The 16,820-nt window shown below is 45.7% G+C and carries 17 protein-coding genes; 14 read left to right on the top strand and 3 right to left on the bottom strand.

Annotation, left to right across the window (positions count from 1 at the left end; translation table 11 throughout):
• Positions 1-92: 92 nt before the first annotated feature.
• The 11 genes from crl to pgpA all read left to right on the top strand — a co-directional run bounded on the left by crl (position 93) and on the right by pgpA (position 9,496).
• The gene (crl, locus tag CAG69_RS09810) at positions 93-482 is read left to right on the top strand and encodes a sigma factor-binding protein Crl (protein WP_005391414.1); all 390 of its coding nucleotides are present in this window, start codon (positions 93-95) and stop codon (positions 480-482) included.
• A 121-nt stretch (positions 483-603) separates the two neighbouring features.
• Entirely contained in the window at positions 604-1,743 is a 1,140-nt protein-coding gene (proB, locus tag CAG69_RS09805; RefSeq protein ID WP_005391413.1) for a glutamate 5-kinase, read from the top strand.
• A 17-nt stretch (positions 1,744-1,760) separates the two neighbouring features.
• A complete protein-coding gene (locus CAG69_RS09800; protein WP_161443963.1) occupies positions 1,761-3,011 on the top strand; it encodes a glutamate-5-semialdehyde dehydrogenase in 1,251 nt (416 codons plus the stop codon).
• Between the two features lie 206 nt (positions 3,012-3,217).
• Positions 3,218-3,667, top strand: coding sequence for a transcriptional regulator NrdR (gene nrdR / locus CAG69_RS09795; protein WP_005381578.1), 450 nt, complete (start codon positions 3,218-3,220; stop codon positions 3,665-3,667).
• Between the two features lie 7 nt (positions 3,668-3,674).
• Complete coding sequence (gene ribD, locus CAG69_RS09790) at positions 3,675-4,802, top strand: bifunctional diaminohydroxyphosphoribosylaminopyrimidine deaminase/5-amino-6-(5-phosphoribosylamino)uracil reductase RibD (protein WP_161443961.1); 1,128 nt, start codon at positions 3,675-3,677, stop codon at positions 4,800-4,802.
• An 8-nt stretch (positions 4,803-4,810) separates the two neighbouring features.
• Entirely contained in the window at positions 4,811-5,464 is a 654-nt protein-coding gene (locus CAG69_RS09785) for a riboflavin synthase (RefSeq protein ID WP_161443959.1), read from the top strand.
• 173 nt (positions 5,465-5,637) lie between these two features.
• Complete coding sequence (ribBA, locus tag CAG69_RS09780) at positions 5,638-6,747, top strand: bifunctional 3,4-dihydroxy-2-butanone-4-phosphate synthase/GTP cyclohydrolase II (protein ID WP_005381573.1); 1,110 nt, start codon at positions 5,638-5,640, stop codon at positions 6,745-6,747.
• A 169-nt stretch (positions 6,748-6,916) separates the two neighbouring features.
• Positions 6,917-7,387, top strand: coding sequence for a 6,7-dimethyl-8-ribityllumazine synthase (gene ribH, locus CAG69_RS09775; RefSeq protein WP_005381572.1), 471 nt, complete (start codon positions 6,917-6,919; stop codon positions 7,385-7,387).
• Complete coding sequence (nusB, locus tag CAG69_RS09770; protein ID WP_005381571.1) at positions 7,387-7,854, top strand: transcription antitermination factor NusB; 468 nt, start codon at positions 7,387-7,389, stop codon at positions 7,852-7,854. The genes ribH and nusB overlap by 1 nt, the downstream gene beginning before the upstream one ends.
• A gap of 78 nt (positions 7,855-7,932) precedes the next feature.
• Positions 7,933-8,898, top strand: a complete 966-nt coding sequence (thiL, locus tag CAG69_RS09765) for a thiamine-phosphate kinase (RefSeq protein ID WP_152812631.1) — start codon at positions 7,933-7,935, stop codon at positions 8,896-8,898.
• 91 nt (positions 8,899-8,989) lie between these two features.
• Entirely contained in the window at positions 8,990-9,496 is a 507-nt protein-coding gene (gene pgpA / locus CAG69_RS09760; protein WP_104974415.1) for a phosphatidylglycerophosphatase A, read from the top strand.
• A gap of 46 nt (positions 9,497-9,542) precedes the next feature.
• On the opposite strand, the gene dxs is transcribed toward pgpA, so the two are convergent.
• From dxs to xseB, 3 genes are read right to left on the bottom strand one after another with little or no spacing between them, the layout of a single operon-like run.
• Positions 9,543-11,408, bottom strand: coding sequence for a 1-deoxy-D-xylulose-5-phosphate synthase (gene dxs / locus CAG69_RS09755; protein WP_048626092.1), 1,866 nt, complete (start codon positions 11,406-11,408; stop codon positions 9,543-9,545).
• 20 nt (positions 11,409-11,428) lie between these two features.
• Positions 11,429-12,313, bottom strand: a complete 885-nt coding sequence (ispA, locus tag CAG69_RS09750) for a (2E,6E)-farnesyl diphosphate synthase (protein WP_161443957.1) — start codon at positions 12,311-12,313, stop codon at positions 11,429-11,431.
• 21 nt (positions 12,314-12,334) lie between these two features.
• Positions 12,335-12,577: an exodeoxyribonuclease VII small subunit gene (gene xseB, locus CAG69_RS09745; protein WP_005381566.1), complete on the bottom strand. Its 243-nt coding sequence runs from the start codon at positions 12,575-12,577 to the stop codon at positions 12,335-12,337.
• Between the two features lie 263 nt (positions 12,578-12,840).
• Here xseB and pomA point away from each other — a divergent pair, with 263 nt between their 5' ends.
• The 3 genes from pomA (at position 12,841) to thiI (ending at position 16,224) form a co-directional block, all read left to right on the top strand.
• A complete protein-coding gene (gene pomA, locus CAG69_RS09740) occupies positions 12,841-13,602 on the top strand; it encodes a flagellar motor protein PomA (RefSeq protein WP_005381564.1) in 762 nt (253 codons plus the stop codon).
• A 14-nt stretch (positions 13,603-13,616) separates the two neighbouring features.
• Entirely contained in the window at positions 13,617-14,564 is a 948-nt protein-coding gene (locus CAG69_RS09735; protein ID WP_006741833.1) for a flagellar motor protein MotB, read from the top strand.
• Between the two features lie 211 nt (positions 14,565-14,775).
• Entirely contained in the window at positions 14,776-16,224 is a 1,449-nt protein-coding gene (thiI, locus tag CAG69_RS09730; protein ID WP_161443955.1) for a tRNA uracil 4-sulfurtransferase ThiI, read from the top strand.
• The last annotated feature ends 596 nt before the right edge of the window (positions 16,225-16,820 follow it).

Genomic DNA, 16,820 nt, shown 5'->3' with positions numbered 1-16,820 from the left:
GTGATATATCTGAGCAAAAAATAAGCTCATGATAATTAAAAATAATAATCATTCTTGGGTGTTTACTTTTAACTATGAAAACGGAGATTCATATGTCAGAGACGACTCAGGGCCCGACTCACTTTCGCTTGATGTCAAAGTTGAAGGCGATAGGGCCTTACCTGCGCGAACCACAATCGCAAGAAGGGCGCTATTATTTTGATTGTCTATCTGTTTGTGTAGACGACAAAAAATCGCCTGAGAAGCGTGAATTTTGGGGCTGGTGGATGGATTTAGAATCCATCGAAGGAGGCTTTACTGCCAAATATCATATCGGCAAGTACAACAAAGAAGGGCAATGGGTATCTGAAGCCCTGCCTAAAAAAGCGGTAGAGGAAGTGTATCTGACGCAGAGCACATTCCATCAAAAGCTGGTTGATACTTTAGAAGAACACTTCAAATTAGAAGTCGAATATCACACGGAGTCTTTCGATTTCGCTTAATTTGGTTGTTTTCATTTAATACCAAACAAAAAGGTGCGAAAACGCACCTTTTCTCTTGTTAATTCCCTCTTTGATTGTTAAAACATCCTCTCTTTATTTGTTTTTCACTTCAGAAGACATCATGACAACGAATCAACAAAATGCAGTTGTTTCACAACCACAAACTGTCGTTGTGAAACTGGGTACAAGTGTGCTGACAGGCGGCACTCTGGCACTCGACCGTGCTCACATGGTTGAGTTAGCGCGCCAGTGTGCTGAGCTTAAAAAACAAGGCCATTCAGTGGTAATGGTTTCGTCTGGTGCTATTGCAGCAGGCCGTGAGCATCTTGGTTACCCCGCATTGCCCAACGAGATGGCGAGTAAACAATTACTTGCGGCGGTGGGGCAAAGTCGCTTGATTCAAACATGGGAGTCTTTGTTTGGTATTTACGGTATCAAGATCGGCCAAATGCTACTAACTCGTGCTGATTTAGAAGATCGCGAGCGATTCCTAAACGCACGTGACACCATCAATGCGCTCGTTGCGAACGATATTATTCCTATCGTAAACGAAAATGATGCCGTTGCGACCAGCGAGATTAAAGTGGGCGATAACGACAACCTTTCCGCTTTGGTGGGCATTTTGTGTGGCGCAGATAAGCTCTTGCTTTTAACTGACCAAAAAGGTCTGTTTACTGCTGACCCTCGTAAAGACCCGAACGCAGAGCTGATCAAGGAAGTAAAAACCATCGACGATACGCTGCGTAAAATCGCAGGAGGAAGTGGTACAACATTGGGTACAGGCGGTATGGCAACGAAGCTGCAAGCCGCAGACATCGCTCGCCGCGCTGGTATCGAGGTTATTATTGCTGCCGGTAGTGCACCGAATGTTATCTTTGACTCTTTGAGTGCAGAGCCACAAGGCACGCGCTTCCTACCTTGCGCTGAAGCTTTAGAAAACCGTAAACGCTGGATTCTGGCGGGACCTGCGGCATCGGGCGACATCATTATTGATGATGGTGCGGTAAATGCAGTGGTCGGTAAGGGCAGTAGCTTACTTGCTAAGGGGGTAATCAAAGTAAGTGGTGACTTTGCACGAGGCGAAGTGGCGCGTGTAACAAATTCTCACGGTAAGTTGGTGGCTCGTGGCATCAGCGCCTACTCAAGTGATGACCTAACTAAAATTACTGGTAAGCACAGTAAAGATATCATCTCTATTTTGGGGCATGATTATGGCTCTGAGGTGATTCATCGCGATGATTTGGTCGTCATTCAGGAATAGAATTAGAGGGAAGCAAAGTGGATTTAACGAATATGGGTAAAGCTGCTAAAGATGCAGCTTTCGAATTAGCGACAGCGTCAACTGCGCAAAAGAACCAAGCTTTAGCGATCATTGCTGATGAGCTAGAAGCAAACTCCGTTGCTATTTTGGCGGCAAACGCTAAAGACATCGAACTTGGCCGTGAAACGGGTTTAACCGATGCGCTGCTCGATCGCCTTTTGCTTAATGAAGAACGACTGACTGCAATTGCGAATGATGTCCGCAACGTTATTAGCTTGAACGATCCTGTAGGCAGCGAAATCGACAGTAAGGTACTGGAAAATGGGATGTCACTGTCCCGTCGCCGCGTACCACTGGGTGTTGTAGGCGTAATTTATGAAGCGCGTCCTAACGTAACTATTGATATTGCGGCGCTGTGCTTGAAAACCGGCAACGCAAGCATTTTACGTGGCGGCAAAGAGACATTTTTCTCGAATATGGAATTAGTAAAGGTTATTCAGTCTGCGCTAGCAAAGGCGAACCTTCCTGCCGCTTCGGTTCAGTACATTGAAAAGCCAGATCGTGAGCTAGTCTCTCAACTGCTTAAACTGGACGATTACGTCGACATGATCATTCCACGCGGTGGTGCTGGCCTACACAAAATGTGTAAAGAAAACAGCACGATTCCGGTGATTATTGGCGGCTTTGGTATCAGCCATATCTTTGTCGACGAATCCGCTGATCTAGAGAAAGCTCTGAATGTGGTTGAGAACTCTAAAGTTCAACGTCCATCTGCGTGTAACTCATTAGATACGCTGCTCGTGCATGAAAAAATTGCAGCGCAATTCCTACCAATGATCGTAGAGCGCATGAACGATAAAGTGACGTTCGTGGCAGAGCCAAAAGCAAAAGAACTCATGGAGCAAGCGAAACAAGTACGCGATGCTGTTGATGGTGACTTTGATACGGAATGGTTGAGCTACACCCTTGGTGTAAAAGTCGTGTCTGATGTGAAAGATGCAATTGATCATATGCGTGTTCATAACGCGAGCCACTCAGATGCGATCATGACCAATAGTTTGGAAAACTCAGAACTGTTCATCAATTCTGTCGGTTCGGCGGCGGTTTATGTGAATGCTTCAACGCGCTTTACAGACGGTGCGCAATTTGGCCTTGGCGCAGAAGTCGCAGTATCTACGCAAAAGCTACATGCCCGTGGTCCAATGGGCTTAGAAGAGCTAACTAGCTACAAGTGGGTTGGTAAAGCGAATTACTTAGCACGCAGTTAACACATTCAACGAGATCTTGAGTGAAAAAGGGGCCTTTGGGCCCCTTTTTGTTTTGTCTAACATACCAATTCCGCTACACTACATGAGCTTTTATTTCGGTTTGAAAGCGTTATACCCAAATAGCTTTAATAGAGTCCGCATAACCATGAACGCGTGGTTATCCGTGATTGCTCATGAGGTTATTTTGGTATAGATATGGAGGTGATATGCATTGTCCTTTTTGTTCCGAGAACGATACCAAAGTTATTGATTCCCGCTTAGTGGCTGATGGCCATCAAGTTCGACGTCGTCGTCAGTGCTTGGCGTGTAGCGAGCGTTTTACTACGTTTGAAAGCGCAGAGTTAGTGATGCCTAAAGTGATCAAATCGAATGGCAACCGTGAACCATTTGATGAAGATAAAATGGTTGGCGGTATTCAGCGCGCATTAGAGAAACGCCCAGTGAGTGCCGATTCTATAGAGTTAGCGATCAGTATGATCAAATCACAACTGCGTGCGACGGGTGAACGAGAGGTTCCGAGTGAAATGATTGGTAATTTAGTCATGGACCAACTCAAAGAGCTCGACAAGGTCGCTTATATCCGTTTCGCCTCAGTTTACCGCAGCTTTGAAGACATTCGCGAGTTTGGCGAAGAGATTGCCCGCCTAGAAGACTGAGTAGCTCATGACTCAACACACTCCTGAAAGAGCGTTTTCTGATTTAGATTTCGCCATGATGTCACGAGCTATTAAGTTAGCGAGACGTGGCATTTATACCACCGCCCCAAATCCAAATGTGGGGTGCGTCATCGTTCGTGATGAAGAAATTGTTGGTGAGGGCTATCACCACCGCGCTGGTGAGCCGCATGCCGAAGTGCACGCGATGCGCATGGCGGGTGAAAAAGCAGTTGGTGCAACCGCTTATGTGACGCTCGAACCTTGCTCTCATTACGGCCGTACACCGCCATGTGCTGAAGGGCTAATCAAAGCTAAAGTGGCACGTGTGGTTTGCGCAATGGTAGACCCAAACCCTAAAGTTGCGGGGCGGGGCATCCAGATGTTGCGTGATGCCGGAATTGAAGTACAAATCGGCTTGTTAGAGCAAGATGCCCTTGCCCTTAACCCTGGTTTTATAAAGTACATGCGTACAGGCATGCCGTTTGTTCAATTAAAAATGGCAGCCAGTTTGGATGGGCAAAGCGCACTCAGCAATGGGCAGAGCCAATGGATCACCTCCCCAGCGGCCCGCCAAGATGTGCAGCGTTATCGAGCGATGAGTGGTGGTATTCTCTCTACCAGCAAAACGGTGATTGATGATAATGCGTCACTCAATGTGCGTTGGGATGACTTACCTACCAGTGTTCAAGCGCAGTATTTACGAGAAGAACTTCGTCAACCAGTACGTGTAATCTTAGACCGTCAGAACCATTTAACGGATGCGCTCAAGCTGTTCCACACCGATGGAGAGCGAGTTATTGTTAGCCCAGATGGAGACTGTATCCCTCTATTGGACAACGCTGACCAAATTGACTTATCAACGACATTAAAACGTATCTCGGATGAGCACCACATCAATCACTTATGGGTTGAAGCTGGAGCAACGCTAGCCAGCGCGATGATAAAGGCTAATCTTGTAGATGAGCTCATTGTTTACCTTGCGCCAAAACTCATGGGCAGCGATGGTCGGGGGCTTATCGGTGCTTTAGGATTGAGCGCTATGGCTGACGTCATAGATTTAAACATTACAGACGTTCGTATGGTCGGGGTAGACATTCGTATCACCGCCACCATCAAACGTAATGAACTTAGATAAGAAATAGTATGTTTACAGGAATAGTAGAAGCAGTTGGCAAGTTAGCTGCGATTACGCCGAAGGGCGAAGATATCACCGTCACGGTTGAAACGGGGACGCTTGATATGTCAGACGTTAAGTTAGGCGATAGCATTGCGACCAATGGTGTTTGCTTAACGGTAGTTGACTTCGGAAGCCACTATTACAGTGCTGATCTGTCATTAGAAACCTTGAAGAAAACTGGGTTTGCTGAATACCAAGTAGGCGATAAGGTGAATCTAGAAAAAGCCATGTTACCAACAACGCGATTGGGTGGACATATCGTCTCAGGCCATGTCGATGGAGTTGGTGAAATTGTCGAACGCAATTTAGTTGGCCGTGCGATAGAGTTTTGGGTTGCAATGCCAGCGGAAATTAGCAAGTACGTCGCAGAGAAAGGCTCGATTACTGTTGATGGTATTAGCCTAACCGTCAACGACTTACGTAAAAATGCTTTTAAACTGACGATCGTTCCTCATACGAGTGAAGAAACTACGATTGACCAGTTTCAAGTGGGGCGCAAAGTCAACTTAGAAGTTGATGTACTTGCGCGTTATATGGAGCGGTTACTGCAAGGACAGCAAGAAGATAAGGCCGAGTCTCGTATCACGATAGACTTTTTACAGCAAAACGGTTTTGCATAAGTCTTCGGAGTGGCTGCGTGAGGCATGCGATAAAGAGCAGACTCACAGAACACCGCGAGATTCATTGACTTGCTTGGTGCAAAGCTCAAACTATTGACCTAACTAGCATTCACTGCAACATGATTTTTCATTGCTGTCGCAATAACAAATTTAGAATAACGGGATAACAGACTATGCCAATCAGTACGCCACAAGAAATTATTGATGATATTCGCGCAGGCAAAATGGTCATCCTAATGGATGATGAAGACCGCGAGAATGAAGGTGACTTGATCATGGCTGCCGAGCATATTACGCCGGAAGCCATCAACTTTATGGCAACCTATGGCCGTGGCCTGATTTGTTTAACCATGACCAAAGATCGTTGCGAAAGCCTAGGTCTGCCACCAATGGTGCAAGACAATAATGCGCAATACACCACCAACTTTACCGTTTCTATTGAGGCGGCAGAAGGGGTAACGACGGGTATTTCAGCCGCAGATCGCGCACGCACGGTTCAAGCAGCAGTTGCGCCAAACGCCAAAGCTGCAGATTTGGTGCAGCCTGGTCACATCTTCCCTCTCGCAGCTCAAGACGGCGGTGTACTGACTCGCGCAGGTCACACTGAAGCTGGCTGTGATTTGGCTCGTCTTGCTGGTTTAGAGCCAGCATCGGTGATTGTTGAGATCTTAAATGACGACGGCACCATGGCTCGTCGCCCAGATCTAGAGATCTTTGCAGAGAAGCACGGTATTAAATTGGGCACTATTGCCGACCTAATTGAGTACCGCAATAACACTGAGACAACGATTGAACGTGTGGCTGAATGCAAGTTACCGACAGAGTTTGGTGAGTTCACGTTAGTCACGTACAAAGACACCATTGATAACCAAGTGCACTACGCAATGTGCAAGGGCGATTTGAAAGAAAAAGCGCCACTGGTTCGCGTACATCTTCAAGACGTTTTTACCGACTTACTACGTAGCGATCGTAATGCAGAGCGCAGCTGGACACTAGATAAGGCCATGAAACGCATTGGCGAAGAGGGCGGTGTGCTGGTTGTTCTAGGCCATGAAGAATCGACCGATCTACTTATTCATCGTGTGAAGATGTTTGAAGCGCAAGACAAAGGTGAAGCACCAACGCTTGCTAAGAAACAAGGCACGTCTCGCCGTGTTGGTGTGGGGTCACAGATTCTTGCGGATCTCGGTGTACATGATATGCGCCTTTTGTCATCGACCAACAAAAAGTACCACGCGTTAGGTGGTTTTGGTCTGAACGTTGTTGAGTACGTCTGCGAGTAACAACCGAACAATAAGTTCCTAGTCTTTGACGTGCTTAACTCGTCAATGGCTAGGAACCGGTGATTTGCCTCCAATTTCCATTAGATATTGCTCACAAATTTGTGCTAGAATCCGGCGATTCTCACTTGATGAACATATTTCACTTATAAATAGAGTTAAAGGAAAGCTTATGAAAGTGATCGAGGGTGGCTTCCCAGCGCCAAATGCAAAAATTGCTATCGTTATTTCTCGTTTCAACAGTTTTATTAACGAAAGCCTACTTTCTGGTGCGATCGATACACTAAAGCGTCACGGACAAGTAAGCGAAGACAACATCACGGTTGTGCGTTGTCCAGGTGCCGTAGAACTACCTCTAGTAGCTCAGCGTGTTGCTAAAACTGGCAAATTCGACGCTATTGTTTCTCTAGGGTCTGTTATTCGCGGTGGAACGCCTCACTTTGACTATGTTTGTAGTGAAATGAACAAAGGTCTAGCACAAGTGTCTATGGAATTCAGCATTCCAGTAGCATTTGGTGTTTTGACTGTTGATACGATCGATCAAGCGATTGAACGCGCAGGAACCAAGGCTGGTAATAAAGGTGCAGAGGCTGCACTAAGCGCACTTGAAATGATTAATGTACTATCTGAAATTGATTCCTAATGGGGGCCAGTGTGAAACCAGCCGCACGTCGTAACGCACGTCAATTCGCTCTACAGGCGATCTACTCATGGCAAATTACTAAAGAGAATGTTGCCAAGATTGAAGAACAGTTTTTGTCTGGCGACAAATACGATGAAGAAGAACTTCATGCATCTGAGCCAGCGCTTGCTGCTCCAGAGACAGACGTAGCTTACTTCCGTGAACTATTAAGCGGTGTTGTACTTAGCCACGCTGAGCTAGATAGCAAAATTCGTCCATACATCTCTCGTCCTATGCAGGATTTAGATATGATGGAACTTGCTCTTCTTCGCCTTGCTATGTACGAGATGACTCGTCGCGAAGATGTTCCTTACAAAGTTGTTATCAATGAAGCGATTGAACTTGCAAAAGTTTTCGCAGCAGAAGATAGCCACAAGTTTGTGAATGGTGTACTTGATAAAGCAGCACCTCACATTCGTAAGAAATAACGATTTCTTCAATGAAAAGGTCAGCACATGCTGACCTTTTTTGTATCAAAAGCTTTTACATCAAAAAGTAAGTGAATTATGTCTGGTGAATTTAATCTGATAGACAAATACTTCGTCGGGCGTCAGAACCAACGTAAAGATGTCCACCTAGCGGCTGGTGATGATTGCGCACTCGTCAAAGCGCCGGCTAATGTTCAGATTGCGATTAGCACGGATACATTGGTGGCTGGAACGCATTTCTTATCCGACGCAAATCCGGCGTGGGTGGCGCACAAAGCATTGGCTTCTAACATCAGTGATTTGGCAGCGATGGGCGCAACGCCTGCGTGGGTGAGCTTTGCATTAACGATGCCCGAGCCAGATGAAGAATGGCTTGCACCTTTCTGTGATGCATTTTTCGAATTGGCTGATTACTATGGTATTCAGTTAATTGGCGGTGACACCACAAAAGGCCCATTGTGTCTGACTCTGACGGTGCAAGGTTTTGTTCCTGAAGGTAAAGCGCTCACACGTTCCGGAGCAAAGCCAGGGGATTGGGTATACGTAACGGGAAACCTTGGCGATGCAAAAGCTGGCTTGGATGTGATTCTAGATGACTCTCTGCGCAGCAGAGTCGGTGCGGAAGCACTAGAGCGAGCTCATTACCTTAGTTCTCCGCGTGTGCTTGCTGGACAAGCTCTTGTTGGCTTAGCCTCGTCGGCGATAGATATTTCAGATGGTTTAATCTCTGATATTAAGCACATTTTACAGCGATCTCAGGTTGGGGTGAGTATTGATGTCTCTCAGCTACCGATCTCTTCAGAATTAGTCCAGTTTTTAGATGATAAGATCAGCGCGCAGCAGTATGCTTTAGCAAGTGGCGAAGAATACGAGTTGTGTTTTACCGTGCCGGAGCAAAATCGAGGCTCGTTACAAAGCGCTTTATCTCATACTGGCTGTAAGGTCACATGTATTGGTCAAATCCGACCAAATGGAACCTTCGAGCTGCATGATAACAATCAACCACTTGATTGGGACTTAAGTGGCTTCGACCACTTTAAATGATCTGAGCTAAGCTCTAGCCAAGAGCCTGTTACTATTGAGCAGCTCACAGGCATGACGATTGAAACCAAACTAGCAGTATAGGTTTAAGGATATGACCAACCCTCTTTCTCTGATTTCATTAAAGAACCCGTGGCATCTATTGGCGACGGGTTTTGGCAGTGGATTATCCCCGTTTATTCCAGGAACAATGGGGACACTGGCGGCCGTGCCCTTTTTTTTGTTGTTGGCGCAATTGCCATTTTCGGCGTACGTCATTGTTGTTCTGATTTCGTGTGTGATCGGTATTCAAATCTGCCAAGTGACGTCAGCAGACATGAAAGTACATGATCATGGTTCAATCGTATGGGATGAATTTGCGGGTTTTTGGATTACGATGGGTATCGTTCCTGCGCTAAATATTCCGTTGACCGAGTGGAAGTGGTTGCTCACTGGTTTCATCTTGTTCCGTTTTTTCGACATGGTAAAACCGTGGCCAATTGGGTGGCTAGATAAGCGAGTTCACGGTGGGCTGGGTATTATGGTTGATGATATCGTGGCGGGAATTATGGCCGGTGTTGCCCTGTTTCTAGTCGCAAAATACGCAGGCTGGATGAATTAAACGTTGGACATAAAAAAGGGATGCCATGAGCATCCCTTTTTAAATTCTATTTTGCTAAATAATCCAAGATGGATTGTTCAATCCCTTTTGCATCGAGACCAAGCTCTTCATGCAGTTCATCTTGTGTTCCCTGATGAATAAACTCATCTGGTAAACCTAGGTTCAACACAGGTTTAATGATTTTATCTTTCATCATGAACTCAACGACACCAGCACCTGCACCACCTGCGATAACATTTTCTTCTAACGTCACGAGCACATCATGATCTGCGGCTAATTGACGAATTAATGCTTCATCGAGCGGCTTCACAAAGCGCATATCAGCAACAGTGGCGTTAAGGTATTCTGCCGCTTCTAGCGCGTTACCCAAGAAAGTACCAAAGTTCAGAATAGCAACTTTTTCACCTTGGCGAACCATGCGTCCTTTACCGATTTCTAACGCCGTAAACTCAGTTTCGATTTCTACGCCCATCCCGCTACCGCGAGGGTATCGAACCGCACTAGGGCCAGTATGTTTATGGCCAGTGTAAAGCATTTGTCGACATTCGTTTTCGTCACTTGGCGCCATGATCACCATGTTCGGAATACAGCGCATAAAGCTTAGATCGAATGCGCCTTGGTGAGTTTGGCCGTCTGCGCCAACGAGACCTGCACGGTCGATAGCGAACATTACTGGTAAATCCATGATCGCGATATCGTGGATCAGTTGGTCATAACCACGTTGCAAGAAAGTCGAATAGATAGCTACGATTGGATGATCGCCAGCAATTGCCATACCTGTTGCAAGTGTCACAGCGTGTTGCTCAGCAATCGCCACGTCAAAGTATTGGTCTGGGTACTCTTTCGAGAAACGCACCATACCCGAGCCTTCGCGCATCGCTGGCGTAATTGCCATTAGCTTAGGATCTTGGGCCGCCATGTCACATAAAAAATCACCAAAGATCTTTGAATAAGTCGGCTTACCGCCACTGCTTTTCGGTAGACAGTTATGCGTTGGATCGAATTTAGGAACACCGTGGTAGCCGATAGGATCTTTCTCGGCAGGCTCATAACCTTTGCCTTTCTTGGTCATGATGTGCAGGAATTGAGGGCCTTTGAGCTCACGCATGTTTTTTAGCGTTTTGACGAGTTCATTGACGTCGTGTCCATCAATCGGGCCAATGTAATTAAAGCCGAACTCTTCGAACAGAGTACCAGGCACTACCATGCCTTTGAGGTGTTCTTCCGTACGGCGAACCAACTCTTTAATAGGTGGAACACCAGACAACACTTTTTTACCGCCTTCACGGATAGAAGTGTACAAGCTGCCAGAAAGTACTTTCGCAAGGTGGTTATTCAGGGCGCCGACGTTTTCTGAAATCGACATTTCGTTGTCGTTCAAAATCACCAACATATCAGGATGAACGTCGCCAGCGTGGTTCATAGCTTCGAATGCCATGCCTGCTGTAATTGCGCCATCACCAATCACACTGACAATTTTACGACCTTTGCCCTCTTTTTGGGCGCTGATGGCCATGCCAAGACCTGCACTAATCGATGTCGAAGAGTGACCGACAGATAAGGTGTCATATTCACTTTCTTCACGCCAAGGGAAAGGGTGTAGACCATCCTTTTGGCGAATTGTTGGCATTTTATCGCGACGTCCGGTGAGGATTTTATGCGGGTAAGCCTGATGACCAACATCCCAGATCAATTTGTCGATAGGGGTGTTGTAAACATAATGCAGAGCAACAGTTAGCTCCACGGTGCCTAAGCCAGACGCTAAGTGTCCGCTAGATTGGCTCACTGAATTTAGCAGATACGTTCGCAGTTCATCACACAGATTGGGTAATGTTTCTTTCGGAAGGAGACGTAATTCTTCCGGTGTATTTGCTAACGCCAGTGTTGGGTACTTTGAAATATCAAGAGTCATATAAATGCGCGCTTATAGTGTTAATTTTTGCGCTCGATGACATATCGGGCGAACTCTTCGAGTAACTGAGTATTGTATGGGATAGCTTCCAATGCTTGAAGTGCTTCCTGTAACAGAGTTTGAGCTTTCTCTATGGCTCCCTCTAAACCCAGCAGGGAAGGATAAGTGCTCTTATTCAGACCTTGGTCGGAACCTTGAGGCTTACCCAGTGTTTCTGTGTCACTGATGATATCAAGAATATCGTCTTGAACCTGAAACGCTAAACCAATTGCTTTTGAGTAGCGCTCCAAGTGAGGTAGAACCTCGATACCTTTCTCACCAGCAGCTAATGCACCTAATTTTACCGCACAATCAATCAGAGCTCCGGTTTTTTTACGGTGTATCTCTTCCATTTCTTCAAGAGAAACTTGGCGATTTTCTGCGCCTAAATCTAAAGCTTGTCCAACACACATGCCGTTGGCGCCAGAAGAATGCGCCAACGCTTTGATCATGTTGATGCGTTGAGTCTCGGCTGCCGGGTTTAATTGACCATCGGCAATAATGGTGAAGGCGAGAGTTTGTAGTGCATCACCTGTCAGTATTGCGGTTGCTTCATCAAACTTAATATGACAAGTTGGTTGACCTCGACGCAGTTCATCATCGTCCATGGCTGGCAGATCATCATGAATGAGTGAGTAGGCATGTATACATTCGATAGCAGCGGCAGGAGTGTCTAAGTCTTCAGGTTTACAGCCGAGCATTTGACCTGTGATGTAAACAAGAAAAGGGCGAACGCGTTTTCCACCTAGCAAAAGGCCGTATTTCATTGCTTGAATCAATGGCTGCTCTTGATATGGAAGCTGATCGAGCCACAAGTTCAATTGCTGATTGTTTCTTTGTTGAAAAGACGTCAATGTCTGTTGCATCACATTGCTCACTACTGATGGTTATTCTGAATCTGGTTTGAAGTCACTCAGTGGTGCTTCATCATCTTCGCTGAGAAGAATACTTACGCGCTGTTCGGCGTCGCTAAGTTTAGTTTGGCCAGCACGAGCTAAGGCAATGCCTCGTTCAAACTTACGTAGAGCATCATCTAGGGCAAGATCGCCATTTTCTAATTGATCAACCAAGCTATCAAGCTCTTCAATGGTTGCTTCGAATGTCATGTTTTCTGGTTTCTTGACCGCCATCTTTTTTCTGCCTTAATCAAGCCTTGGAGAAGATGCACGAAAGTTACCTTAGCCTAGTAACTTGGTCAAATTTAACCTTATATAATTGTCACAAAATTAGCGTTAAACGAGCCTAAGCGCTGAAACCCCATATTTTGGTTAAGGTTGTTAAGTCTAATTTGTGATCCATTAGCTAAGATTTTTCTAAAAATTCTGCGCGAGTTGTCGATACAGGTAATAATCCGCCCAATGGCAGTATTTGAGTATAGCGTGAGGAGTGCTTTGTGGATTTAGCAACCCTATTAGGTTTGATTGGTGGTTTTGCATTCGTCATTATGGCGATGGTGCTTGGTGGCAGCATCGGCATGTTTGTCGATGTCACGTCGATCCTTATTGTCGTTGGTGGCTCAATATTTGTAGTACTGATGAAGTTCACAATGGGACAGTTCTTTGGTGCAACAAAGATCGCAGGCAAAGCCTTCATGTTTAAAGCGGATGAACCGGAAGACTTGATCGCAAAAATTGTGGAAATGGCCGATGCGGCACGTAAAGGTGGTTTTCTTGCTCTTGAAGAGATGGAAATTAATAACACTTTTATGCAAAAAGGCATTGATTTGCTTGTTGATGGCCATGATGCCGACGTGGTAAGAGCGGCCTTAAAAAAAGACATCGCGCTTACGGATGAACGACATACTCAAGGCACTGGCGTATTTCGCGCCTTTGGTGACGTTGCCCCTGCAATGGGGATGATTGGTACCTTGGTTGGCTTAGTCGCGATGCTTTCAAATATGGATGATCCAAAAGCGATTGGACCAGCAATGGCGGTTGCACTCTTAACCACATTGTATGGCGCGATCCTGTCCAACATGGTGTTTTTCCCTATTGCGGATAAGCTTTCTCTGCGCCGTGACCAAGAAACGCTAAACCGCCGTTTGATCATGGATGGCGTATTAGCGATTCAAGATGGTCAAAACCCGCGAGTGATTGATAGCTACTTGAAGAACTACCTCAACGAAGGTAAACGTGCCCTTGAGATTGACGAGTAACTTGGAGAGTAGTGATGGATGATGAAGATAACAAATGCGATTGTCCGCCACCCGGTCTCCCGTTATGGATGGGGACATTCGCGGACTTAATGTCGCTACTGATGTGTTTCTTTGTTCTTCTGCTCTCGTTTTCTGAGATGGACGTGCTGAAGTTCAAACAGATTGCGGGATCAATGAAATTTGCCTTCGGTGTACAAAATCAACTTGAAGTGAAAGACATTCCCAAAGGTACTAGCATCATTGCTCAAGAGTTTCGACCGGGCCGACCGGAACCAACGCCGATTGATGTCATCATGCAGCAAACCATGGACATCACTCAGCAGACGCTCGAATTTCATGAAGGGGAGTCTGACCGAGCTGGTGGCACAAAGCGTGATGAAGGCAAGTTAACCGGTGGTCAATCGCCAGAAACGTCAACGCAAAACAATCAATCTGCAGAAGCGGACATGCAACAGCAGCAATCTGAAGAGATGTCGCAAGAGATGGAAACCTTGATGGAAAGCATCAAGAAAGCCTTAGAGCGAGAGATTGAACAAGGTGCGATTGAAGTTGAAAATCTTGGCCAACAGATTGTTATACGCATGCGTGAAAAAGGTGCATTCCCTGAAGGTTCGGCCTTCTTGCAGCCTAAATTCCGTCCTTTAGTTCGACAAATTGCAGAGTTAGTAAAAGACGTGCCAGGCATTGTGCGAGTATCAGGTCATACGGACAACCGACCGTTGGACTCAGAGCTTTATCGTTCTAACTGGGATCTCTCTTCTCAGCGCGCCGTATCGGTCGCACAAGAGATGGAGAAGGTGAGAGGCTTCTCTCATCAACGTTTGAGAGTGCGAGGCATGGCAGATACTGAACCATTGTTGCCGAATGATTCTGATGAAAATCGCGCACTTAACCGACGGGTTGAAATCAGCATCATGCAAGGCGAACCACTATACAGTGAAGAAGTGCCTGTAATTCAATAACTAGACTTTGGTTTTAAGTCAGTAGAGAGATAAGAAAGCGAGCAGATTGCTCGCTTTTTTTGTTTTTCCAATCCGCTTGGGTGTATAATCTTGCGCCTTAAAAGTGAGCTCAGACTACTTTTTGTGACTGAAACGCGGTTTTACTGCGTATGAAGCATTGAAGTTGAGTGTCACTCTTTGTTGATTGCGAAACTAACCTGCGAATTAGACTATGAAATTTATTGTAAAGCCCCATCCAGAAATTTTTGTAAAAAGTGAATCTGTGCGTAAGCGCTTCACAAAGATTTTAGAGTGCAACATTCGTAACATCATTAAGAGCCGCACGGAATCTGTCGCGGTATTCAACCGTCGTGATCACATTGAAGTGACCTCTGAGAGTAACGAATTCCACGCTGAAGTTCTTGAGGTTTTGACTCATACACCAGGCATTCACCACGTACTGGAAGTGAAGCAGACCGAATTTAAAGACTTGCACGATATCTTCGAACAAGTACTGGAGCTAAATCGCTCTGCACTCGAAAATAAAACCTTTGTTGTACGTGCGAAGCGTCGCGGTAAGCACGACTTTACCTCTATCGAACTAGAGCGTTATGTCGGCGGTGGTTTAAACCAAGCGATTGAGAGCGCAAGAGTTAAGCTGCAAAACCCAGACGTGACGATCAAGGTGGAAGTCTCGAACGATAAGCTAAACCAAGTGCTGGCTCGTCATAAAGGTCTAGGCGGCTTCCCACTGGGTACGCAAGAAGACGTGTTGAGCTTGCTCTCTGGTGGTTTTGACTCTGGTGTTTCTAGCTATCTGCACATCAAACGTGGCTCAAAAGTACACTACTGTTTCTTTAACCTAGGTGGTCCAGCGCACGAAATCGGCGTTAAGCAGGTTTCTCACTACCTATGGAACAAATACGGCTCTTCAGCAAAAGTACGTTTCATCTCAGTTGATTTCGAACCTGTGGTTGCGGAAATCCTAGAGAAAGTCGATGACGGCCAAATGGGGGTTATCTTGAAGCGTATGTTCATGCGTGCAGCAGGCATGATCGCTCAGAAGATGAAGATAGAAGCATTGGTGACTGGCGAAGCGCTCGGTCAGGTATCGAGTCAAACGCTAACTAACCTCCGCCATATCGATAACGTAACGGACACGTTGATTCTGCGCCCACTTATCAACTGGGATAAAGAAGACATCATTAACCTAGCACGCGAAATCGGCACAGAAGACTTTGCGAAGACTATGCCAGAGTATTGTGGTGTTATTTCTAAGAAGCCGACAGTAAAAGCGATTAAAGCGAAGCTAGAAGCGGAAGAAGAGAAGTTTGACTTTAGCATTCTTGAGCAAGTAGTTCGTGATGCACGCATGATGGACATTCGTGATATCGCGAAAGAGTCTGAGCAAGCAGCACCAGAAGTCGAGCAGGTTGAAGCGGTAGAAGAGCACGCGGTTGTGCTAGATATTCGTAGTCCTGAAGAGGAAGACGATAACCCGCTCGAAATCGAAGGTGTGGATGTGAAACATATCCCATTCTACAAGTTGGGTACACAGTTTGGTGATTTAGACCAATCTAAGACATATCTATTGTACTGTGACCGTGGGGTGATGAGCCGTCTGCAAGCACTTTACTTGCAAGAGCAAGGCTTCAATAACGTAAAAGTTTACCGCCCATAGTTGACTGATAAAAAGACGTTAAAAGGCGCAAATTGAGACATCAATTTGCGCCTTTTTTGTTTTTGATCGCGTTACAGCTAATCATTACTTAGCATAATGTTGAGGCTTATCGCAAAGCCATACACTTTGTGTTGATATAACGATAATTAATCCGAAAGAAGGGTAATAAAGTGATGTTGCTGCCAGATATGCGGATGAGATTTTCGATAGATAAAAAAACACCGCCTAATTTAGGCGGTGTAACAAATTTGACAGACAGGTCAAAAATAAATACAGGAAGTATATGTTTTGTCACAGGGAGTGTGGACAAAACATTATGGTAGAAATCTACCTAACTCGAAATACGAGTTTGCAAACACAACATCGCAACAACGAAGCCAATTGATTTCCAAAGAAATCAAGCCGTTCAGGCTCGTGTTGCGGGGTGAAATATAGAATTTATCTGGCTGTTCGACAACGGACATTTTATAATGTTTCAGATTAAAAAAACTAATCCTATTTGAGGTCCCATATGTCTCGCAGATTGCCTCCATTAAATTCGCTTCGAGTCTTCGAAGCGGCTGCTCGCCATCTCAGTTTTACGCGAGCGGCAGAAG

Source organism: Vibrio sp. V43_P6S15P86 (genome assembly GCF_009904725.1).
Taxonomy (GTDB): Bacteria; Pseudomonadota; Gammaproteobacteria; order Enterobacterales; family Vibrionaceae; genus Vibrio; species Vibrio diabolicus.
Note: the sequence above shows the minus strand (reverse complement) of the source record. Positions and strands in the feature narration are given on the sequence as shown.